Origin of the sequence: Acinetobacter sp. ANC 4779 (assembly GCF_004331055.1) — a bacterium.
GTDB lineage: Bacteria > Pseudomonadota > Gammaproteobacteria > Pseudomonadales > Moraxellaceae > Acinetobacter.
This window is the reverse complement of record NZ_SJNU01000008.1, coordinates 34,061-58,720: the sequence shown is the minus strand read 5'-3', so window position 1 is coordinate 58,720 and position 24,660 is coordinate 34,061. Positions and strand designations below refer to the sequence as shown.

General features: G+C 39.3%; 22 protein-coding genes. 13 read left to right on the top strand and 9 right to left on the bottom strand.

Going from position 1 to position 24,660, the window contains the following annotated elements:
* Positions 1–7 precede the first annotated feature (7 nt).
* The 7 genes from glnE to E0H80_RS10395 all read left to right on the top strand — a co-directional run bounded on the left by glnE (position 8) and on the right by E0H80_RS10395 (position 8,277).
* A complete protein-coding gene (glnE, locus tag E0H80_RS10425) occupies positions 8–2,752 on the top strand; it encodes a bifunctional [glutamate--ammonia ligase]-adenylyl-L-tyrosine phosphorylase/[glutamate--ammonia-ligase] adenylyltransferase (protein WP_131365555.1) in 2,745 nt (914 codons plus the stop codon).
* 34 nt (positions 2,753–2,786) lie between these two features.
* Positions 2,787–3,713, top strand: coding sequence for a branched-chain amino acid transaminase (locus E0H80_RS10420; RefSeq protein WP_067870548.1), 927 nt, complete (start codon positions 2,787–2,789; stop codon positions 3,711–3,713).
* A 90-nt stretch (positions 3,714–3,803) separates the two neighbouring features.
* A complete protein-coding gene (locus E0H80_RS10415) occupies positions 3,804–4,685 on the top strand; it encodes an ELM1/GtrOC1 family putative glycosyltransferase (protein WP_131365552.1) in 882 nt (293 codons plus the stop codon).
* Positions 4,686–4,692: 7 nt separating this feature from the next.
* Positions 4,693–5,721, top strand: coding sequence for a glycosyltransferase (locus tag E0H80_RS10410; RefSeq protein ID WP_131365550.1), 1,029 nt, complete (start codon positions 4,693–4,695; stop codon positions 5,719–5,721).
* A complete protein-coding gene (locus E0H80_RS10405; RefSeq protein WP_131365548.1) occupies positions 5,718–6,473 on the top strand; it encodes a polysaccharide deacetylase family protein in 756 nt (251 codons plus the stop codon). Before E0H80_RS10410 ends, E0H80_RS10405 begins: the two co-directional genes overlap by 4 nt.
* Complete coding sequence (locus tag E0H80_RS10400) at positions 6,467–7,246, top strand: glycosyltransferase family 2 protein (protein WP_131365546.1); 780 nt, start codon at positions 6,467–6,469, stop codon at positions 7,244–7,246. Before E0H80_RS10405 ends, E0H80_RS10400 begins: the two co-directional genes overlap by 7 nt.
* Entirely contained in the window at positions 7,243–8,277 is a 1,035-nt protein-coding gene (locus tag E0H80_RS10395; protein ID WP_131365544.1) for a glycosyltransferase, read from the top strand. The genes E0H80_RS10400 and E0H80_RS10395 overlap by 4 nt, the downstream gene beginning before the upstream one ends.
* 4 nt (positions 8,278–8,281) lie before the next feature.
* Here E0H80_RS10395 and E0H80_RS10390 read toward each other — a convergent pair whose 3' ends face one another.
* Together E0H80_RS10390 and E0H80_RS10385 are read right to left on the bottom strand one after the other, a co-directional pair.
* Positions 8,282–9,172 carry a hypothetical protein gene (locus tag E0H80_RS10390; protein WP_131365542.1) on the bottom strand — a complete coding sequence of 297 codons (891 nt, stop codon included), beginning with the start codon at positions 9,170–9,172 and terminating at the stop codon, positions 8,282–8,284.
* 40 nt (positions 9,173–9,212) lie between these two features.
* Complete coding sequence (locus E0H80_RS10385; protein WP_131365540.1) at positions 9,213–10,019, bottom strand: glycosyltransferase family 25 protein; 807 nt, start codon at positions 10,017–10,019, stop codon at positions 9,213–9,215.
* Between the two features lie 229 nt (positions 10,020–10,248).
* Between E0H80_RS10385 and E0H80_RS10380 the strand changes: the two genes are divergently transcribed.
* Together E0H80_RS10380 and E0H80_RS10375 are read left to right on the top strand one after the other, a co-directional pair.
* The gene (locus E0H80_RS10380; RefSeq protein ID WP_131365538.1) at positions 10,249–11,037 is read left to right on the top strand and encodes a glycosyltransferase; all 789 of its coding nucleotides are present in this window, start codon (positions 10,249–10,251) and stop codon (positions 11,035–11,037) included.
* A gap of 14 nt (positions 11,038–11,051) precedes the next feature.
* Positions 11,052–12,182 (top strand): glycosyltransferase family 4 protein, encoded by a 1,131-nt coding sequence (locus E0H80_RS10375; RefSeq protein ID WP_131365536.1) that lies wholly within the window; start codon positions 11,052–11,054, stop codon positions 12,180–12,182.
* Between the two features lie 336 nt (positions 12,183–12,518).
* Here E0H80_RS10375 and E0H80_RS10370 read toward each other — a convergent pair whose 3' ends face one another.
* The 4 genes from E0H80_RS10370 to E0H80_RS10355 form a co-directional block, all read right to left on the bottom strand.
* Positions 12,519–13,397 carry a lysophospholipid acyltransferase family protein gene (locus E0H80_RS10370; RefSeq protein ID WP_131365534.1) on the bottom strand — a complete coding sequence of 293 codons (879 nt, stop codon included), beginning with the start codon at positions 13,395–13,397 and terminating at the stop codon, positions 12,519–12,521.
* Between the two features lie 192 nt (positions 13,398–13,589).
* The gene (locus E0H80_RS10365; protein ID WP_067870578.1) at positions 13,590–13,808 is read right to left on the bottom strand and encodes a hypothetical protein; all 219 of its coding nucleotides are present in this window, start codon (positions 13,806–13,808) and stop codon (positions 13,590–13,592) included.
* A gap of 114 nt (positions 13,809–13,922) precedes the next feature.
* Positions 13,923–15,713 carry an aspartate--tRNA ligase gene (aspS, locus tag E0H80_RS10360; RefSeq protein ID WP_131365532.1) on the bottom strand — a complete coding sequence of 597 codons (1,791 nt, stop codon included), beginning with the start codon at positions 15,711–15,713 and terminating at the stop codon, positions 13,923–13,925.
* Between the two features lie 176 nt (positions 15,714–15,889).
* On the bottom strand, positions 15,890–16,657 hold the full coding sequence (locus E0H80_RS10355; protein ID WP_131365530.1) for a DUF4184 family protein: 768 nt from the start codon (positions 16,655–16,657) through the stop codon (positions 15,890–15,892).
* 219 nt (positions 16,658–16,876) lie between these two features.
* Between E0H80_RS10355 and znuD the strand changes: the two genes are divergently transcribed.
* Positions 16,877–18,934: a zinc piracy TonB-dependent receptor ZnuD gene (gene znuD, locus E0H80_RS10350; RefSeq protein ID WP_131365528.1), complete on the top strand. Its 2,058-nt coding sequence runs from the start codon at positions 16,877–16,879 to the stop codon at positions 18,932–18,934.
* Positions 18,935–19,040: 106 nt separating this feature from the next.
* Positions 19,041–20,504: a phospholipase D family protein gene (locus E0H80_RS10345; RefSeq protein ID WP_131365526.1), complete on the top strand. Its 1,464-nt coding sequence runs from the start codon at positions 19,041–19,043 to the stop codon at positions 20,502–20,504.
* Between the two features lie 98 nt (positions 20,505–20,602).
* Here the strand turns inward: E0H80_RS10345 and E0H80_RS10340 are convergent, their stop codons facing one another.
* Positions 20,603–21,052 carry a hypothetical protein gene (locus E0H80_RS10340; protein WP_131365524.1) on the bottom strand — a complete coding sequence of 150 codons (450 nt, stop codon included), beginning with the start codon at positions 21,050–21,052 and terminating at the stop codon, positions 20,603–20,605.
* Between the two features lie 198 nt (positions 21,053–21,250).
* Here E0H80_RS10340 and E0H80_RS10335 point away from each other — a divergent pair, with 198 nt between their 5' ends.
* Positions 21,251–21,745: an RcnB family protein gene (locus E0H80_RS10335; protein WP_131365522.1), complete on the top strand. Its 495-nt coding sequence runs from the start codon at positions 21,251–21,253 to the stop codon at positions 21,743–21,745.
* A gap of 138 nt (positions 21,746–21,883) precedes the next feature.
* Here the strand turns inward: E0H80_RS10335 and E0H80_RS10330 are convergent, their stop codons facing one another.
* Positions 21,884–22,381, bottom strand: a complete 498-nt coding sequence (locus E0H80_RS10330; protein ID WP_131365520.1) for a phosphate-starvation-inducible protein PsiE — start codon at positions 22,379–22,381, stop codon at positions 21,884–21,886.
* 179 nt (positions 22,382–22,560) lie between these two features.
* On the opposite strand from E0H80_RS10330, the gene E0H80_RS10325 reads away from it, so the two are divergent.
* The gene (locus E0H80_RS10325; RefSeq protein WP_067870592.1) at positions 22,561–22,770 is read left to right on the top strand and encodes a hypothetical protein; all 210 of its coding nucleotides are present in this window, start codon (positions 22,561–22,563) and stop codon (positions 22,768–22,770) included.
* 53 nt (positions 22,771–22,823) lie between these two features.
* Here the strand turns inward: E0H80_RS10325 and E0H80_RS10320 are convergent, their stop codons facing one another.
* The gene (locus E0H80_RS10320; protein WP_131365518.1) at positions 22,824–24,605 is read right to left on the bottom strand and encodes an acyl-CoA dehydrogenase C-terminal domain-containing protein; all 1,782 of its coding nucleotides are present in this window, start codon (positions 24,603–24,605) and stop codon (positions 22,824–22,826) included.
* Between the last annotated feature and the right edge of the window lie 55 nt (positions 24,606–24,660).

Here is a 24,660-nt window from a genome sequence, read left to right as displayed (position 1 = left end):
TTTGAAAATGAATGCGGAACAATTGCAAAAAACATTACGTGCTAGTCAATATGCAGAACAGGTATTGGCAAATCATGCAGGATTACTTGAACAAGATTATGCAATTGACCAATTTCTCGTTCCTTTAAGCACCACGCAAATCCAGAACTTTATTGATGCTGCCTTAGATCGTATCAGCGATGAAACCACGTGGATGCGTGCGCTTCGTGTACTGCGCGCACGTTTGATGTTTCGCTGGATTTGGCAAGATGCCAATCAACTCACCGATGTGGTGACCTTAACGCGTGAGCTTTCAGACTTTGCGGATACCTCTATTTGTGCAGCCAAAGATTTCGCACGCGTCCCTCTGGTTGCAAAGCATGGTGAACCGATAAGTTATAACGGTACAGTGCAAGATTTAATTGTAGTCGCCATGGGGAAACTGGGTGCTCAAGAGCTTAATCTTTCAAGTGATATAGACCTTATCTTTGCCTTTGATGAGCAAGGTGAAACCAACGGTCGTAAATGTATTGATGTGCAGCAGTTCTGTATTCTGTGGGGGCAGAAACTGATTCATCTGCTGGATCATATGACTGCGGATGGTTTTGTATTCCGTGTCGATATGCGTTTGCGTCCATGGGGGGATGGTTCGGCTCTTGCCATTAGCCACGTGGCGTTGGAAAAATACTTAAGTCAGCACGGGCGTGAATGGGAACGATATGCTTGGATTAAAGCGCGTATTGTGACTGGTGGAAAAGAGGGCAATGAGCTGCTGGACATGACCCGGCCTTTCGTGTTTCGTAAGTATGTCGATTACACCGCCTTTGAAGCCATGCGTGAAATGAAAGCCATGATTGAACGCGAAGTGCTGCGCCGTAATATTGAAGATGATATTAAACTTGGTGCAGGCGGTATTCGTGAAGTCGAATTTATTGTGCAGGTTTTTCAACTGATTTACGGGGGATCCAAGCTTGAATTGCAAGATCGCCAATGTTTAGTCAGCCTGCATCATTTGGGTGAGGTGGGGTTGCTTGAAATGCAGGCCGTGGCTGAACTGGAAGATGCTTATTTATTCCTGCGCCGTGTTGAACACGCTATTCAGGCCTTGAATGACCAACAAACCCAGTCCTTGCCAAGTGAGCCGGATTTACGTCAGCGTATGATTGAAACTTTAGGTTTCGCTGATTGGGATGTTTTCATCGCATACCTAAATCAGAAACGTGCCAAAGTTATTTTTCAGTTTGAACATCTGATTAAAGAAAAAGAACCCGATCCTTTGATTGAAAGTTTTAGCTTGTTGGAAAAACGGCTAAATGAGGTGCTGGATGAGAATGCAAAAAAGCTCATCCACGAATTTTGGTATGGGCATGCGCTAAAAAAATTGCCAGCAAAGGCCGTACAGCGTTTAAAAACCTTTTGGCCGCATCTGATTGAAGCAATTTTACAGTCGGACAAGCCGCAAGTCGCACTCTTGCGTTTAATGCCCTTGGTAGAATCAGTGATGCGCCGTACCGTGTATTTGGTGATGCTGATTGAAAGCAAAGGTGCACTGCAGCGTCTGGTGAAAATGTCTACCGTGAGTCCGTGGATTTGTGAGGAACTCACTCACTATCCAGTTTTGCTCGATGAATTCTTGTCGATGGATTTTGAATTACCGAAACGTCAAGATTTGGAAGATTCACTGCGCCAGCAACTGCTCCGTATCGAAATTGATCAGGTTGAAGATCAAATGCGGGTGCTGCGATTATTCAAAAAATCCAATGTGCTGGCGGTTGCCGCCAGCGACGTTTTAGCCGAAAGTCCACTGATGAAAGTATCGGATGCACTCACCGATATTGCAGAAGTCTCGGTCAATGCAACCTTACATTTGGCATATCAAATTACCGCTAAAAAACATGGCTATCCGCTGGATGCCGAAGGTCAGCGTTGTTCGCTCGATCACATGGCATTTGTGGTTGCCGGTTATGGCAAAGTGGGTGGAATTGAACTGGGTTATGGTTCGGATTTAGATTTGGTGTTTATTCACTATATGAGTGAGCAGGGCGATACTGACGGCACCAAGCAAATTAGCGGTTTTGAATTTGCCATGCGTGTCGCACAAAAATTTATGTCACTGATGACCACGCAAACATTAGATGGCCGTGTCTATGAAATAGATACCCGTTTGCGTCCTTCAGGCGAAGCAGGATTATTGGTGACCAGCTTAAAAGCTTTTGAGCAATATCAACTGAAAAGTGCATGGTTGTGGGAACATCAGGCTTTGGTGCGTGCACGCTCCATTGCCGGTGAAAAAAGTTTACGTGAAATATTTGAAGCATTACGTTGCCGTATCCTGACTCAACCACGCGACGAAGCCAAAGTTCGTGAAGAAGTTTTGAAGATGCGTCAAAAAATGAAAGACCATTTGGGTTCATCTAAAGAACAGCAAAAAGATGGAATTTTTCATTTAAAACAGGACGCAGGTGGTATCGTTGATATCGAATTTATGGCACAGTATGCGGTGTTAGCCTGGAGTGGGTCGAATCCCGATCTCGCCCATTACTCCGACAATGTACGAATCCTTGAAGATGCCGCAAAAGCAGGTTGCTTATCCAGCGACGACGCGACAGCATTGATTCAAGCTTATCTCAGTGAACGAGCCGAGAGCCACCGTTTAGCCCTTGCAAATCAATCCATGCAAGTGAATGCTGCGGACTGGCACGATACCCGCGTGATCGTTTGCAAGTTATGGCAAAGATTAATTGATCCAACTGCAAATATTTGTATTGGATAAAGATGACTGTGTATAAAAATTTGGAGAGTGCGCCATGAACTTGGCTGATCGTGATGGTTTTATTTGGCAAGATGGACAAATGGTTGATTGGCGTGAGGCTAAAATTCACGTCTTAACACATACCTTACATTATAGTATGGGTGTGTTTGAAGGTGTCCGTGCTTATGAGACTCCGAATGGAACTGCAATTTTCCGTCTTCAGGATCATACAAAACGTTTGCTTAACTCTGCAAAAATTTATCAAATGAAAGTTCCATTTGATCAAAAAACTTTAGAGCAAGCTCAAATTGATGTCGTACGTGAAAATAAATTAGCGTCTTGCTATTTGCGTCCAATTATCTTTATCGGTTCTGAAAAACTGGGTATCGCTGCAACTGACAATACCATTCATGCCACTGTTGCTGCATGGAGCTGGGGTGCTTACCTTGGTGATGAAGCGATGGCAAAAGGTATTCGCGTTAAAACGTCATCGTTTACCCATCACCATCCTAATGTGACCATGTGTAAGGCAAAAGCATCGGGTAACTATACTTTGTCGATTCTTGCACATCAGGAAGTAGCACATTCTGGTTATGACGAAGCAATGTTGATGGACCCACAAGGCTATGTATGTCAGGGTTCAGGTGAAAACGTATTTTTGGTAAAAGATGGCGCTTTGCATACACCTGATATCTCGGGCGGCGCATTAGACGGGATTACCCGTCAAACCATTATTACCATTGCCAAAGACTTGGGCATTGAAGTGTTCGAACGCCGTATCACCCGTGATGAATTCTACATAGGTGATGAAGCATTCTTTACCGGTACTGCAGCTGAAGTCACCCCAATTCGTGAATATGATGATCGCGAAATTGGTTGTGGTTCACGTGGTCCAATCACCACACAAATTCAAAAAGCATTCTTTGATGCAGTGCAGGGTAAAGACCCTAAATATGCACATTGGTTGACTTACGTAAAATAAGTTGATCAGGTAAGATCAAAAGGCGAAAACTCGGTTTTCGCCTTTTTTATTGATTAAGATTTGAGTTATTTTCTTTTAAGGACACTTTTTATGCATATTGTCTATGTTAGTGATGGCAAAGCAGGACATCGCTCGCAAGCAGTCGGCTTATATAAAGCAATGCAAAGGCAAAGTGCAGATGAAGTCAGCTTTGAGGAAGTCTTAATAGATCAATTGCCAATTTTTAGCCTGTTTTCAGGAATTTTAAAAAAGAGTATAGCAGCGCTCAAGCAACCGCCAGATTATATTTTTGGTGTAGGCAGTCATACTCAATTGCGCGTTTTATTGCTTGGTCACGCTTATCCTGAAGCGAAAACGATTATTTTAATGAAGCCAAATTTTCCGGTGACCTGGTTTGATTACGCCATTATTCCTGAACATGACGGTGTAGCAGCATCAGAGCAGGTGATTGTGACTAAAGGTGCGCTAAATCCGATTATCAATGAAGGACGGCATCAAGCTAACCGAATTCTGATAGCTCTAGGTGGTTCTTCAAAAAGGCATCAGTGGAACGAAGCAAAAGTTTTAGTTGCAATTCAACAAATCGTTAATCGACATCCTCTAGCTGAGATTATTCTGACCACTTCACGACGTACACCGAAAGAGTTTTTGGCTCATTTAAATGAAAAATCATTTAAAAGTCAGCTAAAAATATTTCCTGTTGAGCAGACTCCGCAAGGCTGGATTTTTGAAGAAATGCAGAAGGCTGAAGCGGTTTGGGTAACTGAAGATAGTGTTTCGATGATTTTTGAAGCCTTAACAGCGGGATGTCGGGTGGGTATCATTGAAATAGACCGGTTGAAATCTGATAGAATTACCCAACTGTTAGATCAGCTTTTAACCCAGGCGTTATTGGGTGAGAATAAAGTTAAATTGTTAAATCTAAAAATGGATGAGGCAACGCGAGTTTCTGATATATTATTGAAAAAATAGAGTTTTTATGAAAATTTTACATATTGCGAATTTTGGTTTTAATAAGCAAGGCGCACATTTTTATTGTACAGACCGTAAAATTTCTGCAGGTCTGATTGAAAATGGTCATTTTGTTTATGACTTTAGTTTTCGTGATATGGCGCGCATGGGCACAGTATTTAAAACTAAAAAACTGGGTGCAAGTTGGGCCAATAAAGAAATTTTAAAAATTGTGGATAATATTGAGCCAGATTTAGTTTTGATTGGTCATAGTGATTTAATGAGTCCGGATGTACTCAAAGAAATCAAACAGCGTTATCCGCAAACTAAAATTGCCTTTTGGTATGTTGATCCATTGTATTTAGAACATAAACTAGGTTTTGTACGTGAATTTTCACCTTATCTAGATGCAATTTTTTGTACTACTGGTGGTGAATATCTTGAAAAACTCAAACAACCGCATTTAAAAGTGGCTTATATGCCTAATGTGGGACACCGTAATGTTGAACAATTAAAACAGTTTGAATCAAACAATATAGATAAAGAATTTATTTTCTGTGGCGTGGTTTATAAAGAACCGGAACGTGAAAAGTTCTTAAAAGATTTAGCTGAGACTTTAAAAAACAACCATGTGCAATATCAATATTATGGCTGTTTTCAACAGCCAGGTGTTTATGGTAAAGGTTATTACAAGGTACTATCCCAATCCCGCATGGGCTTAAACTATTCACGTAAAAACGATGTGACTTTATATAGTTCAGACCGAATTGTGCAGCTTACAGGAAATGGGTTGCTGACTTTTACTCCGCGTATTCCGGGTTTCGATAAACTCTATACCGAACAAGAAGTGGTTTATTTTGATGATCAGTTCGACTTAGCTGAAAAAATTCAATTTTATGCAACCCATCCACAAGAGGCAAAGCGTATTGCTGAAGCGGGTTGGAATAAAACACGTACAAGTTTTAATGGCAAACGAATTACACAGTTCATGGTTGAGGTGACTTTTGATCAACCTTTGTCTGAAGCCTATGAATGGGCAAATGAGGTTTATCTATGATCTGGCTACTTTATATGGTGATTGGCATAATTGCTCTGACTGCGGTGCTCTATCTATTGGGTAACTATACTTTTTGGTTACCTTTTCGCGGTGCGAAATTGCCTAGAATTGTAATGTTGCATCAAGTGACACCACATGAAGCCGCCTCCGGGATGAATATGCCCCCCCAAAAGTTTGAACAGCTACTGCAATATCTGGTTAAAAAACGGACTCATTTTTGTTTTGTCTCTGAACTAGATCAGTATCGGGGAAAAAAAAATGTTGTAGCGTTATCTTTTGATGATGGATTTTTAGATAACTATCAATATGCCTATCCATTAATAAAAAAGTATAAGGCTAAAGCCACGATATATCTTGCGACACAAATTGAAGGAATTGATACATTAAATGCTCAGCAGATTCATGAAATGTTTGGTTCTGGTGTAATCGAGTTTGGTGCGCATACGCAACATCATGTGAATTTACTTAAACTGGATGATGAAGAAGCCTATCAAGAAATACAAAACTCTAAACGTGATGTTGAGGCATTAGTCGGACGTTGCACAAGTTTTGCTTATCCTTTTGGGCGTTTTAATGAAAAACATCAGCAAATGGCAAAAGAGATTGGTTTTAAAAATGCAGTATCCACACGTAAGAAAGTTGAAGCCTACACCGAATTAAATCAATTTAATATTCCCCGAGTTAGTACGCATGGGGCGATGAATGCTTTACAAATGCGTATTGCGTTAGCCAAAGGACGTTATAAATTATGAGTATTCCATGTAGTGTTTATATCGTCACTTTGAACTGTGGTGCATGGTTGGAAGATACCTTGAACAGTGTTGCTGATTTTGCGGAAGTGATTATTTTAGATTCAGGCAGTACCGATCATACTTATGAAATTGCGCAAAGCTTTCCCAATACACGAATTTCTCATCAGGACTGGCTGGGTTATGCAGCACAAAAAAGTCTTGCTTTAGCCCAGTGTCAAAACGACTGGGTGCTTAATTTAGATGGCGACGAAGTGCTATCTGATGAACTCAAACAAGAAATAGCCAAAACCATTCAAGCCAATCAAATTGATGCCTTAATTATCCCAATTAATGATGTTTTTTTAGGGGTGCCGAACAGTAAGCATACTAAAAAACATGCCAAAGTCCGTTTTTTTCGTAAAAATAAAGGCCAATATGACCTGGAAAATAAGGTCCATGAAAATGTGATTGTGGATGGTCAAAGTATTCGTGCCGAAGGTGATATTTACCACTATGGCGAATCAAGTATTTTTGTCAAAGTCGAAAAAAATAATCAATATTCAAACTTGAAGGCAGCAGAGAAATTTCAGAAAGGTAAAAAGCCAAGTCTATTGAAATTAACGTTGGTCATGCCAGTAACTTTCTTAAAGTCTTATTTTATTCGTCGTAGTTGTTTAAATGGTTGGCGTGGCTTTGTAAACAGTATGATCAATTCTTTTTATGCTTTTCTAAAAGAAGCCAAGCTTTTCGAACAGCATTTGCAGGCAAAAAAGACCAAGCGGGATGATGCATGAAGATTGTTCAAATCCTTGCAAGCAGTGGCGGTATTGGCGGTTTAGAGCAGCATACCTTTAATTTGACCAACCAGCTGGCCGAATCCAATGATGTTCATGTAATTGCACATCCATGCTATGCCGAAAAGTTTAATGAAAATGTCCAATTTCATGCGGTCGATTTTTCTAGAAGCCGCTGGAATATTAGGTTGCTCTGGCAGCTAAAGACACTGATCACTCAAATTCAGCCCCAGATTGTACATGCCCAAGCGGGTAAAGTATCTGAGCTGATTGCTAGAATTCATCCATTTTTAGCAGATATTAAAATTGTGACGACAGTGCATGGAACTAAAAAGAATAAGTCTGGCTATTTAGTCGGAGATGCGGTGATTGCAGTCAGCCAAGCATTGACACTTGGTATTCCAGAGTCAAAAGCGCATATTGTTTATAACGGTGTTTATCCGCAAACAGCATTGTCTGTAGATGCAAAGCAGAGCTTGAAACACAGCATTGACCAACAATTTCCACATTTGGATTCAACCAAAAAAATAGTCATGTGTATTGGGCGTTTGGAGCCAGTTAAGAATATCGCTTTACTGATCCAAGCAATGCAGGGCATTGATGCAAATTTGTGGATTATCGGTGATGGTTCATTGCGACAATCACTTGAAGCCCAAGTCAAACAACAAAACATGCAACATCAAGTGGCATTTTTAGGTTTCAGAACGGATGCTCGTGATTTAGTCCAGCTTGCAGATGTGGTTGCTTTATCTTCAGAACGTGAAGGTTTTCCTCTGGTGATGGTGGAAGCTTTGCAAGCGGATAAAGTTATGGTATCCACCAAAGTAAATGGCGTAATTGAGTGGTTACCAGAAGCCTACCTTGCAGAAATTGGCGATAGTACAGCATTGCAGCAAGCACTCAAGAAGGGTTTGGAAAGTACGGCACTTGCTGATTTTGAAAAGTTATTTACGCGCGCTAAAAATGAGTTGACTGTGGATGCTATGGCGCAGCAAACGCTTCAAATATATGAGCGTTTGCTAAATAAATAATTAATTATGCTTTGGGTGATAGTCGAATGGCGTCAAGAACCACAAAGTCATGTTCAGCATTAATGGTATGACAGCCATCATCCTGATTATTCCAATGGGGTAAAATCACTTCTAACAATTGTTCCTGATATTCTGTGGGGCTTAATTTGATAATTTCTTTAAGCTCAATATTGCCGCCATAGCGTTTCAACGAGTCCTGGCTTGGGCGAACCAGTTTATTTTGATAAATAAAAGGCTTACCAGCCATTCGAAACTGTTGATGTCCTTTACATACAGGGTTTTGTGGATGTTCTCTCCAGACAGGTTGTAAAATATCTTCGGTGTAAAATAAATCTAGGCGATCACCAAATTTTTTACAGTTGCGACGGGTGGAGGTAAATAAATACCACATGCCTTCATGATAAAAAGGCGTTGTATCAACAGCTTCCATGTCCTCTAAAAGGTTGGAATGTTTTTCCCAATGCGACGGAAACTCAGTGCATTTCCATAGCTCAACAGTTTTATTGGCGCTGGTTTCAGGAATCATGTACCAATCATTTTTAACTTTGAATATACAGGGATAAGACAGATGATAATCCAGTTTTAAAATGGTCTGTGGTTCTGTGTAGGTGCCATCTTTAAATATTTCTAAAACAGATAAAAAACCAACGGGGTGTTGCTCATCGACTTCTTCAAAGAAAATGAAATGTCGCTCATGATCTTCCACATAAAAACAATCGGCAAAAGTAAACTTTTTAGGCGAATGGATTTCAAATAAATGAGTTAATTGACCTTGATTGGTCAGTGGCTCATTCAGCCAGCCAAAGCGAATATACCAATGAGAGTCGTAGTCTTTACTCTTGTTGGTTTGAGAAATTTTATAAAATTTCTTTTTTAACAGACGCATCAGAGGCATTGAATTTTCCTTATATTTCTAAATTTCAGTTGGATATAAATCACTTTTTTATTTTTAGAAAGTCAGCTAATCGAATGATCTTTTTAAAGACAAATAGTGAAATAAATCTAGAAATGACATCATTTTTAATTTTATTAAAATTTTTTTTGAATCGATTAGGTTTTTTCATAAAGTTTTTACGATCATTGGCAATATGACTTTCTTGAGCATCATCATGTTCAAAACAATAATAAAAAGGTGTACTTATTGAACCCGCTAGCAAATATTTCCAATCATCAATATAGGTTAAACTTTTGATTTGTTTGTATACAAAATTTCGAGCAGTTTCAGGTGTTAATGAATAAGCATAAGTTGCTGTGTAGAGATCTTTAGGACCCGTCATATTAAAATACTGTTGATCTTTACTTACATATCCTCGAATCCGTCTGCGTGATGGCTCAGAATGTCCACCTAAAAATGCAAATTCAGGATTTTCCTTTAACAGTGAATTTAGTTTTTGATGGATATTTTTAAAGTCTAGGATAATGTCATCTTCAATTATAATGACTCGATCATAAGTTTTATAGTCCCCTTGAGAAAGTCTTTGCCAAAGTATCATATGGCTTAAAAAGCAGCCTAGTTCGCTGGGTCCTAAATCATGCTCACATTGATTGGCAATCTGCCGACTTATATTCAAAAAAGTAAGATATTCTGGCTGAAGTTTTTTCCCATATACGGCATCAAAAAAAGAAAATTCAATTTGAATATCTTGAATACTATTTTTTAGTGTAATTAATTGTTTCGTAATTTTTTCTTGACGATCTAAACTTTCTTTTAAAGAAACACATAATATAAGAATTTTTTTCATGATTATTAAAGTTGAAACACTACAGTTGAGGTATTCTATACTGCTGTACGTATGGTTGAAAGAGTCGATATGATAGATATAGCGATACAATGAAATTTTTACGCTTTAGATAAAATGCCTCTATTTAATATAAGTTCTTTAATCATCATATATTTATTTTATAAAATATGATGTTTATTTTATATGTTCGAATTTTATATCATTAAGAAAAAATGAAATAAGGTTGTAAATGATGTCAACAAATTTACCTGTAATTCATGCACTGTGGATTGGAAATAAGCTTGGAGCTATTTCTAGTAGTTGCCTTCGTTCTTTTGTTATGAGGGGACATAAAGTTCAGCTACATACATATGCAGATGTTGAGGATATTCCAGAAGGTGTCACAAAAGTAGATGCAAACAAAATAATATCAGAAGATAAAATTATTAAGCATAATGAAACGGGCAGTTATGCGCTCTTCTCAGACATATTTCGTTATGAATTAATGCGTAAGGTAGACGGCATTTATGTGGACTGTGATGTTTATTGTTTAAAACCATTAACAATACCGGAACATGGGTATCTACTTGGTTTTGAAGACGATAATTGGATTAATGGAGCAGTTCTAAGAATCCCATCAGATAGTAAACTTTTAAAGAGTTTATTAAAGGCTGCTTATGATCCACAGTTTATTCCACCCTGGTTTTCTCATAGCCGTAAATTTAAGCTTAAAATAAAAAAAATATTTGGGATTGGTACGAGTATAGCTGATATGCCTTGGGGGGTAATTGGGCCTAAAGCTATTACGCACTATGTACGTGAATATCAAAATGTTAGAAATGTTCAATCTATAGATATTTTTTACCCAGTGCATTATCAGTGTATTAGTCAATTGTGTGATCCAAATCTAACTGTTCAAGATATTACAACTTCACGGACTTTAGCTATTCATTTATATAATGAAATGTTAAGAGGAATCGATTTATTAAGTTTAGACTCCAGTTCTACTTTAGCTCGATTATTAAAAAATGAAATATAAAGGATGATAGTGAGATGATTAGAGTTGGATTAATTATTGATGAATTTTTTGGTGGTGCAGGAACTGCATTTGGTGGATATGGATTTTTAGCTCGGGAATATATCTCTAAATATATCCCTAATGAAGACATTGAAGTAGATGTTTTATTAGGTAAAGGTTCAAAAAAGCTCTGTGTTGAAGAATATGAAATTGATAATATTTCTGCTTATCGTTTACCTCGAAGAAAATGGTTTGCAAAAAGATGGCTTAAAAAAAGAAATTATGATCTTTATTTAAGTATTGAACTTACAGATAATTATATCTTAATGAATGAGCCAAATAAAAACAAGAAATTAATTTTATGGATACAAGACCCAAGACCAAAATATGAATGGGATGAAATTGAGACTGTAAAATTGTTTCCTGAATATAACTACTATAATCAAAATATTTATGATTTGGTTCATGATTGGTATAAACAAGAGCGTGTAAAGTTTATTTCACAAGGGAATTTTTTGAATCAAAAAGCAATCGATTTATATAATTTGGATAAAGATGTAAATATACAATATTTACCGAATCCTATTGATATAGATGAACGTTTTGACGTACAAAATTTTCCAAAAAAAAATATGATTATTTTTCTAGGAAGAATTGAATCTGTAAAACGTGGTTGGCTCTTCTGCGAAATTGCGAAAAAGATGCCTAATTATGAGTTTTATGTATTAGGCAAAACGCATCGTGAAGAAAGTAAGAATTCAGAAATTATGTCCGATTATTACGCTATTTCAAATTTGCATTTCGTAGGCCATGTAAAAGGTTTGGAAAAAGAGAGGTATTTGAAAGAAGCTAAAATTTTGGTCAATACTTCAATTCATGAGGCTCTACCTATTTCTTTCTTGGAGGCTTTATCTTATGGAACATTATTGGTAAGTAATAGAAATCCAGAAGACCTAACATCTAAGTTTGGGATTCATGTGGGGGATGTATTAGGGGATGGTTTTGATAAAGTTGATTTATATGTGGATGCAATTAATCACTTACTATCGAATAATGAAGAGAGAGAAAAAATTTCAAAAGAGGCAATTGAATATATTAAGACTATTCATAATGTGCCAAAATTTATAAGTGATCTTAGAAAAGTCATTGTTGAAGAGTCTAAATAATTAGAATTTATAAAACAGGAACTGTAAACGTTCCTGTTTTTTGCTTTAAATCCAGATAATCATATAAATCAAGCCAAAAAAAATTACAAAAGCACTAGGCATACTATTTATGCAGAAATATAAAATATGTTGGTTAATCTCGACTACAAAAGATTACTCACACAAAATGTAACGCATGAAAAGCAATTGCATTATAGAAAAACACAATGAGCATGATGCCTCGATTACGAGCAGTAGTACATATAGCTATGCGAGGATTTACTGTACTCAATCATTCAAATATTATGCCATTTCGAGGATTTATCTCAATTGTATAATGAACGGCATTAAAGGATATTAGACTAAACTGATTTTTTGATAAATATTTTCTTGACCTTCAACTTTACGAAACCGCTTATAAGACCAGATATACTGCTCAGGTGCGACATTAATCATATCTTCTAAATTTTGATTCAAGCTATCCACAGAAGTCTGCAGATCTTTTGATAAAATATCATCCGATAAAGGTAGGCAATGTACATTAAATCCTGATGTTTCATCACGAATACAACTGAGTCCAATCACATTGCATCGGATTTTACTGGCTAGTTTTGAAACCAGAGTAGTGGATAAGGTCTTTTGCCCAAAAAACTCTGAATAAATACCGCCTGATTCTTTAGGGAGATGATCAGGTAATATCACGGTCAAGCCACCTTGTTTAAGGTGTTTAAAAATCGCACGTACGCCATTTTCATCCGTTGGAACAAGAGTCGCATTCACGCGTTGTCTTGCTTCCAAGATAAAACGGTCTATTGCTTTATTTTTATGGGGCTTATACATAATCATGGGGGAGCCGTACTGATTAAGCCATGCATTTAAAAGTTCCCAACAACCAAAATGGGCAATCACCACAATCACGCCCTTTTTATTGGCTAAGGCTTGAGTAAAGTAGTGTTCACCATAAATATTTTTCAACAGCCCCAGATTATATTCAGGCGACATACCCCAACATTTAATCGACTCAATGTAAGTCATACATTGGCTTTTTAAACTGCTTTTGGTTAAGGCTTGATGTTGTTGCTGAACCGTTAAATGCGGATAAGCCAATTTCAGATTAATCTGGGTAATCTGTTTCATGGATGAATTATAGCTATTGAGGAGGAGTGCAATGCAAGATGCAATCCATTGCAACACACAGAGCGGAAGTAAAGAAACCACTTTAAATAAAAAATACATAGAAACGCACCGCTCTTTATAGCCAAGATCAATATAAAAAGAAAATTTTGGAAAGAGTTTTATTACATCAACGATGCTGCGCCATTTCTAAACCACAGAAAATGAGGTCAAAAGTCTTGAGAACAAAATAAATAAAAAATGGGATAAAATCACTAAAAGAATTTTATCAATCCAGTGGAGACTGGAAGATGATTAAGGTTTGTCAGCGTTGCCTTTCAATACCATATAAATCAAACTCACAAAAATGATGAGCGCTCCACCTAAACTACTTACACAAAAATAGAGAATACGTTGATTAGTATCCATATTGAACAAACCATTGGCCAAGATATAACGCATAAACAACCATTGAGCTATAGCAAATACAATTAACACAAGTGCACGACGACGGACAGCAGGACGCATAGCCATAAAGTTGCTCACCACAAAGCAGAAATAGGCAGCTATTATGCCATTCTCAAGTCTTGATCTCAATGCAATAAAAAACCCTGCATAAGCAGGGTTTTTTATCACTGAATTAAAGTATTAATCTTCTACTTTAACTTCAGCTTTAGGTTTTTCACGTAAACGAATACCTAGGTCACGTAATTGATTTGGTTCAACTGGCGCAGGTGCTTGAGTCAATGGACATTCAGCAGTCTTGGTTTTAGGGAACGCAATCACTTCACGAATTGAAGTCGCGCCAGTCATTAACATGACTAAACGGTCAAGCCCAAATGCCAAACCACCATGCGGAGGCGCACCGAATTTCAAGGCATTTAACAAGAAGCTAAATTTCTCTTCCGCTTCTTCTTCAGAAATACCCAAAGCTTCAAAGATGGCTTTTTGCATTTCTAAATTGAAGATACGCAGTGAACCACCACCAACTTCAGTACCGTTTAATACCATGTCATAAGCAACAGACAATGCAGCACCTGGGTTATTCTTCACTTCTTCAACGCTTGATTTAGGCAGCGTGAATGGGTGATGTACAGAGGTCCATTTACCATCATCAGTTTCTTCAAACATTGGGAAGTCAACCACCCAAAGTGGTGCCCACTCGCAAGTCGACATTTTCATGTCATGACCGACTTTGATACGTAAAGCACCCATTGCATCGTTCACAACTTTGGCTTTATCTGCACCGAAGAAGACGATATCGCCATTTTCAGCGCCAACACGTTTCAATAAATCAAGCACGATTGGCTCGATAAATTTAACGATTGGAGATTGAAGACCTTCAATGCCTTTTTCAAGTTCGTTGACTTTGATGTAAGCCAAACCTTTCGCGCCATAAATACCAACGAATTTAGTGTATTCGTCGATCTGGCTACGTGGAAGTGAACCTGCACCCGGTACGCGAAGCGCAACAATACGGCCTTTAGGATCTTTCGCAGGACCTGCAAATACTTTGAACTCAACGTCCTGCATCATGTCTGCAACGTCAACCAGCTTCAAAGGAATACGCATATCCGGTTTGTCAGAGGCATAGTCACGCATAGCATCTGCATAAGTCATACGCGGGAATTTATCGAATTCAACGTTTAGAAGTTCTTTGAACATCTTGATGGTTAACGTTTCCATCAAATCCATAATGTCATCGTCACTCATGAACGATGTTTCAACATCGATCTGGGTGAATTCTGGTTGACGATCGGCACGCAAGTCTTCATCACGGAAACATTTTGCGATTTGGTAGTAACGATCAATACCGCCCACCATCAACAATTGTTTGAATAATTGTGGTGATTGTGGAAGGGCATAGAAACTACCGTTCGATACACGACTTGGCACTAGATAGTCACGCGCACCTTCTGGGGTTGCACGTGTCAAGATCGGAGTTTCAACATCCAAGAAACCATTTTCTTCGAAGTAGTTACGAATAAGGTTGGTCAATTTAGAACGGAAACGTAAACGATCAATCATTTCAGGACGACGAATATCAAGGAAGCGATATTTCAAACGTACTTCTTCAGAAATATTGGTATTTTCGTCATTCAATGGGAATGGCGGAGTTTCAGAAGCAGCAAGAACTTCGATTTCTTTGGCTAGAACTTCGATTTGACCGCTGACCATGTTGGCATTTTCTGTGCCTTCATAACGACGACGCACACGACCTGTAATTTTTAATACGAATTCAGAACGTACCTTGTCAGCAGTTGAGAATGCTTCGGGAGTATCTGGATCAATTACGACTTGAACAAGACCGTCACGGTCACGCATGTCAAGGAAGATCACACCACCGTGGTCACGGCGACGGTGTACCCAACCGCATAATGTTACGGTCTGGTCAATTTGGGCTTCGGTTAAAGTACCGCAGTAATGAGTTCGCATCATAGCGTAAAAAATCCAACTATATGGGTTAAGGTCAGCGTATACGTAAACAGCGTACCGCTTTTGAATAGTGAATTATGCCTCTTTGAGGATTTTGTCACAAGAACTAGATCAAGAATCACCACAATTTCAATGCTGAGATTGCCTGATCGGGATAATATGCCTTAACTTTTGATGGTTTATTTATCTAGACGATGATTTCTGTCTAATATTAAAAAGAGAACACAGCCCAGACTAAATACAATTAAGAATGCACTGGCAAATTGATTGACGGATCGGCCAATAAATGAATATAGGTCAACTGACCCTAGAGTTGATCCAAGACTCTGTAAAAATTGCAGATAATAATAAGCAGCAGTGAGCAATGAAATCAGCACAATGCATAAAGCAGAATTTTTTATTTTACTGGAAATCGGTTTTAACTGCCTATATTTCAAATAATAGTGGATTCCCATCCAGAGCATAAATGGCAAAGCCAGGATTGATGTGCCAATCTGTAATACCCGGTGCATCGGATAGATGTGGTTAAACAATGAAACCGGTCGATTCAAAAAATGATCAAAGGCAAATGTTCTAAAATCTGAATGGGTCAGTCCGTCCCAAATTAAATGGCTAGAAATCCCAACAATCAAAGCCATAATTACACTGAGAATAAATCCCGTCATTTTATCGAAAGAATCACAATCCAGTGGCTTTGTTATCCCGATCCATCGAAAAATCACTGGTCGATACAGAGAATACCACAGCAAGCAAAAACCTGAACCAATCAAGAGATTTGGAAAAATCAAGCCCTGCCATTGGTGGGTTATATTGTAAGTTTCTGAAGTAAATAGGCGGTAAAGGTCAGGTGTCATACTGCCAATGGCCAGTGCCGAAATGGGCAAGCGGTAACCGGTGAGTTTGGCAAGAGGTGGAGCCAAAACAGCATGTGAGATCGTAAAGGGCATATTTAAAGAGGTGACTGAAGAGGGTTAAAACAATGTGAATCACCATAGCAAATTATTAAAAGTAATATGTTTGAGAAAGCGGTTGTTTTGTAAAAAAATGATAAATACAGGTAACTTAAAATGAGGGGTATTTTTGATTAATTGGAAGATCGATATTGCAAAAATAATGAAATGTTATACTATAACATTATTCAGAAATTGCAGCTTTGAGCCAGTTCCATGTCCTTTCATAAGAATTTAATTACACTCTCTATTTTTGCCATCATTACGCCTGCTGTTTTTGCAGAGGACTCGAGTCAAAACCAACAATTAGAAACGATCAAGTTACAAGCGCATCCTTTGGTGCAGTCGGCTGCCGATTTTGCAGTGGCCGATCAGGTGATTGATCATCAAAAGCTTGCCCAAGGTGGAGTGACCATTGGTGATGCTTTGGCGGGTGAACTGGGCGTATCTTCAAACCAGTATGGTTCGGGTTCAAGCCGCCCAGTGATTCGCGGGCAAGATGGGCCACGCGTGAAAATTTTACAACATGCTTCTGAAACGGCCGATGTCTCCACCCTTTCACCGGATCATGCGGTAACGGTTGATCCTATTTTGGCCAAGCAGGTTGAAATTATTCGTGGTCCATCGACCTTGCTATATAGCGCAGGTACTGTCGGTGGATTGGTTAATGTGACCGACAATAAAATTCCGACCCAAATGCCGGAAAAAGGGTATGAAGGGCAAGTCGGTTTACGCTACAACTCGGGCAGTGATGAAAAGTTAGCCAGTGCCGGGGCGACCGTGGCTTTAACCGATCAAGTGGCTTTACGTATTGAAGGTTCAAAACGTGATGCCAATAACTATATTGCTCCGAATTATATTCATGAAGGTGAAAAAGAGCGTCGTGTAGACAATACCTTTGCAAAAGGCGAAACGGTGAATGTCGGTTTATCTTGGATTCATGATCGAGGCTTCAGCGGTATTTCATATAGCAATCGTCAGGATCAGTATGGTTTGCCCGGGCATAGCCATGAATATGAAGACTGTCATCCGCATAGCAATAATTTACATTGTGGTGACCATGACGACCATGTGCTGGATCACAATGGACATGCTCATGATGAAGAGCATGAGCACGCTGCTGGGCCGTGGGTCGATTTAAAATCAGAACGTTATGATTTCCGTACCGAACTGAATGATCCTTTTGCCGGTTTTCAAAAGCTGCGCGCCCATGCCAGTTATACCGACTATAAGCATGATGAAATTGAAGAAAACTCAGTCATGACCAATTTTAAAAGTCAGGGCTATGATGCACGTTTGGAACTGGTTCATAACCCCGTTGCGAATTGGGAAGGTGTAATTGGTGCTCAATATAATCAGCAAAAGCTCGATATTACGGGCGAAGAATCTTTGCTGGATCCGAGCAAAACTCAAAAGTGGAGCCTGTTTGCTTTAGAGCATAAGCAGTTTAATGATATTCATGTTGAACTGGGTGCACGTCTGGATCAGCAAAAAATTCAGATTGATTCAAACAAAAAAGATTTTGATGATTATGGCTTTTCTTACTCGGGCGCTGTGAACTGGGAATTTGCACCAAGCTATAAATTATCGCTGGTCGGTTCTCACCAAGAACGTCTGCCTTTGGCGCAAGAACTGTATGCCAATGGCAAACATTTCGCGACCAATACTTATGAACGCGGGAATGAAAATTTAAGCGCAGAAAAATCCAATAATCTGGAGCTTGGCTTGCATTATGAGCAAGATAAGTTTGATTACCATGTGCATGTTTATCACAACTGGTTTGATAATTACATTTATGCAGATACCACGGCATACTACAAAGATTTCCGCTTGGTGGATTACACCCAAGATAAAGCCAAGTTTTATGGTACAGAAGCCCAAGCATCTTATGCCTTAAACGATACTTATAAAGTGGGAGTATTCGGTGACTATGTCCGTGGCAAAATTGACAGTGAAAATGCACCCCGTGTTCCGGCAGGTCGACTCGGTACTAAAGTCGATGCGAATTTTGATGACCACTGGTCGGGTCTAGCCGAGTATTACCATGTGTTTAATCAGGATGAAATCACTAGTTATGAGCAGGAAACCGCTGGTTATAATATGCTGAATCTTGGTGTCTCTTACGCTGGACAATATGCTAAAAATAATGATTACCGTGTGTATTTTAAAGCCAATAACTTGCTGGATGAACAGGTCTATTCACATGCTTCATTCCTGTCGAATATTCCGCAAGTCGGACGTAACTTTAGCGTCGGTTTAGAATTTGGTTTCTAGGAAAAAGTTGGATTAGATGAGTTTGTTCAAGATAGAGTCACAGAAATCCTCTTGAAAAATAAAGCAATAAAACCTAGTCTGATGACATTGAACTAGGTTTTTTGTTATGCGTATTTTTCAACGAATTCATCACAAACTGCATTGGTCACGCCGCCATTATGTAAGCGTGATCATCGGTTTATTGGCTTTAGGATATCTCTCCTCTGCAATTTATCACACCTATAAACCTTTGCCAGAGGGTTTGAATTTTACCGGTAATTTGCGGCATGCCGAGGTGAAGTTTTTAGCAGATCAAACCTATATTGATGCAAGTGGCAAACAGCAACAAAATCAGGTCATTTTTAATGAAATGTTAAAAATGATTGATGACGCGCAAAGCACGATTGTACTGGATATGTTTTTATTCAATAAAGAGGTCGGGGAATCGAGCTTGGTACATCGTCCACTGACGCAACAGCTCACTGATGCCTTAATTGCAAAACGTGGTGTTCAGCCCAATATTGACATTAAAGTCATTACCGACCCGATTAATTCCGTTTATGGCGGTGTTGCACCAGCGCATTATCGTCAGTTACGTGCAGCCGGTATTGATGTGATTGAAACCGATTTAAGACCGTTACGCGCATCTAATCCTTTATGGTCGGGTTTCTGGTATCTCTGCTGTCAGGATGCGGGCAATAATTCTGAAAAAGGCTGGCTTGCCAATCCATTTGGCCATGAAAAAATCACTTTGCGCAGTTATTTCAGTCTGTTTAATTTTAAGGCCAATCATCGTAAAACTCTGGTCGTCGATACGGCTCAGGGCTGGAAGGCTTTAGTCACGTCTGCAAACCCGCACGATGGTAGTTCACGTCATTCTAATGTAGCTTTGGTGGTTTCAGGTAATACTGCCATTGATGTATTAAAGACAGAACAGGCTGTGGGACGAATGTCCAAAGGCGACATTCCGATGGTAATTGTTGGTGAGTTTGAAGGCGAAAAATCGTTGCCGCAAGTTCAGGTGCTGACTGAAAAAGCCATTTTTGATGAAACATTGAAGTTGATTAAAACAGCCAAGCCACAACAGCAGATTGATTTGGCGATGTTCTATTTGTCTGAACGCCATATTGTAAAAGCTTTAATAGCAGCGCATGAACGTGGGGTAAAGCTTCGTGTGTTACTCGATCCCAATAAAGATGCTTTTGGTCGTCAAAAGAATGGTATTCCCAACCGCCAAGTGGCCTCTGAATTGAATGATGCAGGTGTGCCTGTGCGCTGGTGTAATACCCAAGGGGAGCAGTGTCACAGCAAGATGATTGTGAAGCGAGATGCACAGAACTCGGAATTGATTTTAGGTTCTGCGAATTTCACTGCACGTAATCTTAAAAATTATAATCTGGAAACCGATTTGCATGTTGTGGGTGCATCAAAAGCGCCAGTCTTTATCGATGCCAAGCAATATTTTGATAGCGCCTGGTCAAATCTGGACGGTAAAAATATGAGTGTCGATTACAGTCAGTATGCAGATGAATCGAAATTCAAATATGGTATTTATTGCTTTATGGAGTGGAGTGGGTTGTCTACGTTTTAAATCAGTTTCATCTCCTTGCGGAATATATTCCTCATCCAGAGGAGGAATATATTCCCTCTCTTTTTAGAAGAGAGCCAGGGAAAGGTGAATAAAAAAATTTATAAAGGATTCGGTGGAATTAATTTATCCAGATCGGCATCTTTCATTTTATCAAGTTCTTTTAAGTCCGTCTTGATTGTCCACTGACTTTCATCTTCAACCGGTTGCGGTAAACGCGCTTCTAACCAGTCACAAACCACATCAGGTGAAAAGTCAGGATGATTGCATTGAATCACCCAAGCCAAAAATTCTTTCGCTTCACCGTTCATATACGGCGGGGGTGAAACAGGCAAAAACTGGGTTGGAAGACGTTCATTCTTGGAAATGTAATTCAGCACATGAGCCAGTTCCTGAACAGTTTGCCATGCAAGCGGGTGTTCCACATTGATTTGAAATTTAAACCACCATGCATGTTGACCATCTGAACCATAAGCATCAATCAATACTTCTTGTACGCTCGGTACTTTACAAAAAAATTGATGTAGGCGGTCAAAACTTAAATCAGCCACTCTGTTTGATCCAGTAACAAAAAAGAATATCTTAGCATAAACATAACAACTGCCTAGATGCACTAAAGCATCAAATTACCCGATGATTTAATTTACAAAACATTGCACTAGATGGTTTTTTATTCATTCTTTATCCTAAACTAGGGACTAAAATAGGCTTTATAAACTATATACGATGTATGTCGTTCGGAGGCTCTAATGAAACTAGCAGTCATTTGTGCTCTTGGGGGCATGGTGCTCTTGGGGGCTTCTGCGACTACGCAAGCGGAAAATCAATGGTCTAATTATCGCGGTGTGGATACCAACAAGTATCAACATCGGCCTAATTATCCGCAAAATAACTATCCACAGCAGCGTCCTAGCTATCCACAAAATAGTTATCCATATAATCATTATCCTCAAAATAATTACCCGCAAAATCGCCCCAATTACCCGCATTATCCATCACGTCCCCCACATGGTGGATATCCGCCGATACAAAATGGCATAAGTATTCAATATCAGGCACCAACGACGATTACCCAGAATTCGCAAAGTTATAGTTGGGTAAATGGCGATCCCAATACGACACGGATTGAAAGTTCAAGCTATACTTTAATTACGGACTGGAAACGTTTAGGGTTGCCGCCACCACCGACTGGAACCTATTGGATTTTTGAAAATGGGCGCTATGTATTAGTGCCAAATCGTTAAAATAAAGATTAAAAAAGCAGGCATAGGCCTGCTTTTATTTTGTCTTTATATCCAAATTGGAATTTAGCCTCTCCCTTGCGAACTCAGAATATATTCTGATGATTCTCATCTCCTACAAGGAAAGTGAATGAAAGGACATTAAGCCAACTCGTCATCTTGTGGACGTGGCGTTTTACCTTCTGGTAATGAATTCTCACTATGTTTGTCACGAATCACCGATGGATAGGTCCAAGACGCATAACGCACCACCAAAATTGCAAACGCCATAATCAGAATTGAACCGGTAATAATCACCAGATCCATATCTGCTTTATGGTCGTGCTGAATATCTGAAATGAGCAAGCGAGTGAGGGCGGTAATGGCAATATAAATCAGGAAACGTACTGGCATATGATTGGTTTTAAAATAAATACCCACCATGGCACCCAGTTCAAGATAGATAAATAGCAGCAGAATATCGTCAATGGTAGCGAATTGTTTTACGGTTAAAATGTGGAATACGGTATGACCTGCAGACCAGATCACCATACAGCCAATAATAAACAGCGAAATATAATGAAAGCTTTCTACAGCAATATTGCCGAAACGGTCGAGGAGGGTTTCAATTCTTTCAACTTTAGCATCACGTTTTTGCATGTTCTACCTCCTTTATATTAGATCAGTATTCGTGTGAAACTGCTATTAAACAGTATGCAAGTTTCATGCACATTGAAAGTTAAAAAATTGAAAGTTATAAATAATTCAATGGAGTGTGTTTTTTTTATACCGAATTGATATATTGTAGGGGTGGTTATTCATTAATCAGGGAAACGAAAATGTTAGAAACAATTCAAACAAAAATTAATAGTCTACAAAATGGAAAAAAACTCATTCTAGGTTCGGGTATTAAAGTTGATGAAATGCAGAAGGTGATTGCATTATGTGAAAATTTACAATCCGAGGGAGTGATTAAAATTGTGAAAATTCATCAAGATGCACAAAGCAGCAAAAAAATCTCAGATTCCATCATTGTTGAAAAAATCTGATTCATTTTGATAAAAAACGCCTGACAATGCAGGCGTTTTTTATTTCATTTAAATTAAGACTGGTTAGTAAAATAATCTTCACTAAAGTTCATGATCACTTCCGAACCTGCTTTTACTTTGGTAATGCGTAGTGCAAGTTCAGGCAAAATACGTTGCGCAAAGTATTGAGCAAGCGACACCTTGTTTTGATAGAATTCACCATCTTTGGCTTTCGCTGCATTGGCAATTTTTGCGAACATGTAAGAGAAGCTTAAAAGACCTACGACATGTAGGTAATCTACCGCAGCAGAGTTCGGGAATTCAATATTTTCACGCGCTGCTTCAATCACGTATTGAGTTACCGATTCAACTTCAGTGGCGGCATCTAATGTTGCATCTTTAATGAAGTTAAGATCTGCATCTAAACTATTTGCGAAGTCACGAATTTCCTGAATATATTCAGCAATAAATTCACCATTGCATTTAATGGTTTTACGACCAATCAAATCTTGCGACTGAACACCGTTGGTACCTTCGTAAATTTGTGCAATACGTAAGTCACGTACGCATTGTTCCATGCCCCATTCACGAATGTAACCATGTCCACCAAACACCATTTGCGCATCAATCACGGCATCAAAAGCAGTATCGGTTAGATAGGCTTTTGCAATTGGGGTAAGTAGGGCAACGCGATTATTGGCAGCTTTCACTGCTTCAGGATCGGTAGAGAACTTGGTGATATCCAGTTGTTGACCGACATAAACTGCGAAAGCACGTGATGCTTCATTATTGGCACGGGCATTGAGTAGCATGCGACGTACATCACCATGTACCAGAATACTGTCCGCTGCTTTGGCTGGAGATTTCACGCCAGACGCACTACGACCCTGAATACGGTCAGTCGCATATTGTGCAGCATTTTGGTAAGCAAATTCAGAAGCGCCCAGACCTTGAATTCCCATGGATAGACGTTCGTAGTTCATCATCACGAACATTGCAGCCAAGCCTTCGTTTTCTTTACCCACAAGGTAACCTTTGGCGCCGTCGAAGTTCATAACACACGTTGCAGAGGCTTTAATCCCCATTTTGTGTTCAATTGAACCTGGGCCTGCATGATTACGCTCACCTAGTGAACCATCTTCATTCACCAGGAATTTCGGTACAATGAACAACGAAATCCCGCGTGAACCTGCAGGTGCATCCGGGGTTTTTGCCAAAACCAAGTGAATGATGTTTTCAGCTAAGTCGTGGTCACCGCCCGTAATAAAGATTTTAGTACCCGTGATGTTATAGGTACCGTCTTCATTACGTTCAGCTTTGGTTTTAATAATGCCTAAGTCAGTCCCTGCATGTGGCTCAGTTAAGCACATGGTGCCTGACCATTCGCCAGAGTAAATTTTAGGTAAATAGGTTTGTTTTTGCTCTTGAGATGCATAGCTGTTGAGCGCCATACCTGCACCGACAGAAAGAAGCGGGTAGAGCAGGAACGATGGATTGGTTGCGAACAGCATTTCATCTGCAAGCACAGTCAGCATTTTAGGCATGCCTTGACCGCCCCATTCTTCGTCTGCACCTAAGCCGATCCAGCCACCATCTGCATATTGTTTGAATGCTTCCTTAAAGCCTGCAGGCGTGGTTACATTGCCATTTTCAATTTTAGCGCCTTCTTCATCACCGCTACGATTAATCGGTAAAGTGACGTTTTGCGCAAATTTCGCCATTTCTTCAAGAATAGCTTCAGCTGTTGCAGCATCTACGTGGGCAAGGTTTTCATTGGCTTGCCAGAATTGCTCTGCATTAAAAACATCATTCAGGATGAATTTCATGTCTGCAAGCGGTGCATTATAAATTGGCATAAGGTGTTACCTGTTTATTGTTTGAGTCAGTTCGGTTTAGTTGAGTCTAAGCGAT

Bases quoted from the DNA above. Each gene is read 5' to 3' on its own strand.
- glnE (WP_131365555.1), top strand. From the start codon at position 8: ATGAATGCGGAACAATTGCAAAAAACATTACGTGCTAGTCAATATGCA.
- E0H80_RS10420 (WP_067870548.1), top strand. From the start codon at position 2,787: ATGAACTTGGCTGATCGTGATGGTTTTATTTGGCAAGATGGACAAATG.
- E0H80_RS10415 (WP_131365552.1), top strand. From the start codon at position 3,804: ATGCATATTGTCTATGTTAGTGATGGCAAAGCAGGACATCGCTCGCAA.
- E0H80_RS10410 (WP_131365550.1), top strand. From the start codon at position 4,693: ATGAAAATTTTACATATTGCGAATTTTGGTTTTAATAAGCAAGGCGCA.
- E0H80_RS10405 (WP_131365548.1), top strand. From the start codon at position 5,718: ATGATCTGGCTACTTTATATGGTGATTGGCATAATTGCTCTGACTGCG.
- E0H80_RS10395 (WP_131365544.1), top strand. From the start codon at position 7,243: ATGAAGATTGTTCAAATCCTTGCAAGCAGTGGCGGTATTGGCGGTTTA.
- E0H80_RS10390 (WP_131365542.1), bottom strand. From the start codon at position 9,172: ATGCCTCTGATGCGTCTGTTAAAAAAGAAATTTTATAAAATTTCTCAA.
- E0H80_RS10385 (WP_131365540.1), bottom strand. From the start codon at position 10,019: ATGAAAAAAATTCTTATATTATGTGTTTCTTTAAAAGAAAGTTTAGAT.
- E0H80_RS10380 (WP_131365538.1), top strand. From the start codon at position 10,249: ATGATGTCAACAAATTTACCTGTAATTCATGCACTGTGGATTGGAAAT.
- E0H80_RS10375 (WP_131365536.1), top strand. From the start codon at position 11,052: ATGATTAGAGTTGGATTAATTATTGATGAATTTTTTGGTGGTGCAGGA.
- E0H80_RS10370 (WP_131365534.1), bottom strand. From the start codon at position 13,397: ATGTATTTTTTATTTAAAGTGGTTTCTTTACTTCCGCTCTGTGTGTTG.
- E0H80_RS10365 (WP_067870578.1), bottom strand. From the start codon at position 13,808: ATGGCTATGCGTCCTGCTGTCCGTCGTCGTGCACTTGTGTTAATTGTA.
- aspS (WP_131365532.1), bottom strand. From the start codon at position 15,713: ATGATGCGAACTCATTACTGCGGTACTTTAACCGAAGCCCAAATTGAC.
- E0H80_RS10355 (WP_131365530.1), bottom strand. From the start codon at position 16,657: ATGCCCTTTACGATCTCACATGCTGTTTTGGCTCCACCTCTTGCCAAA.
- znuD (WP_131365528.1), top strand. From the start codon at position 16,877: ATGTCCTTTCATAAGAATTTAATTACACTCTCTATTTTTGCCATCATT.
- E0H80_RS10345 (WP_131365526.1), top strand. From the start codon at position 19,041: ATGCGTATTTTTCAACGAATTCATCACAAACTGCATTGGTCACGCCGC.
- E0H80_RS10335 (WP_131365522.1), top strand. From the start codon at position 21,251: ATGAAACTAGCAGTCATTTGTGCTCTTGGGGGCATGGTGCTCTTGGGG.
- E0H80_RS10330 (WP_131365520.1), bottom strand. From the start codon at position 22,381: ATGCAAAAACGTGATGCTAAAGTTGAAAGAATTGAAACCCTCCTCGAC.
- E0H80_RS10325 (WP_067870592.1), top strand. From the start codon at position 22,561: ATGTTAGAAACAATTCAAACAAAAATTAATAGTCTACAAAATGGAAAA.
- E0H80_RS10320 (WP_131365518.1), bottom strand. From the start codon at position 24,605: ATGCCAATTTATAATGCACCGCTTGCAGACATGAAATTCATCCTGAAT.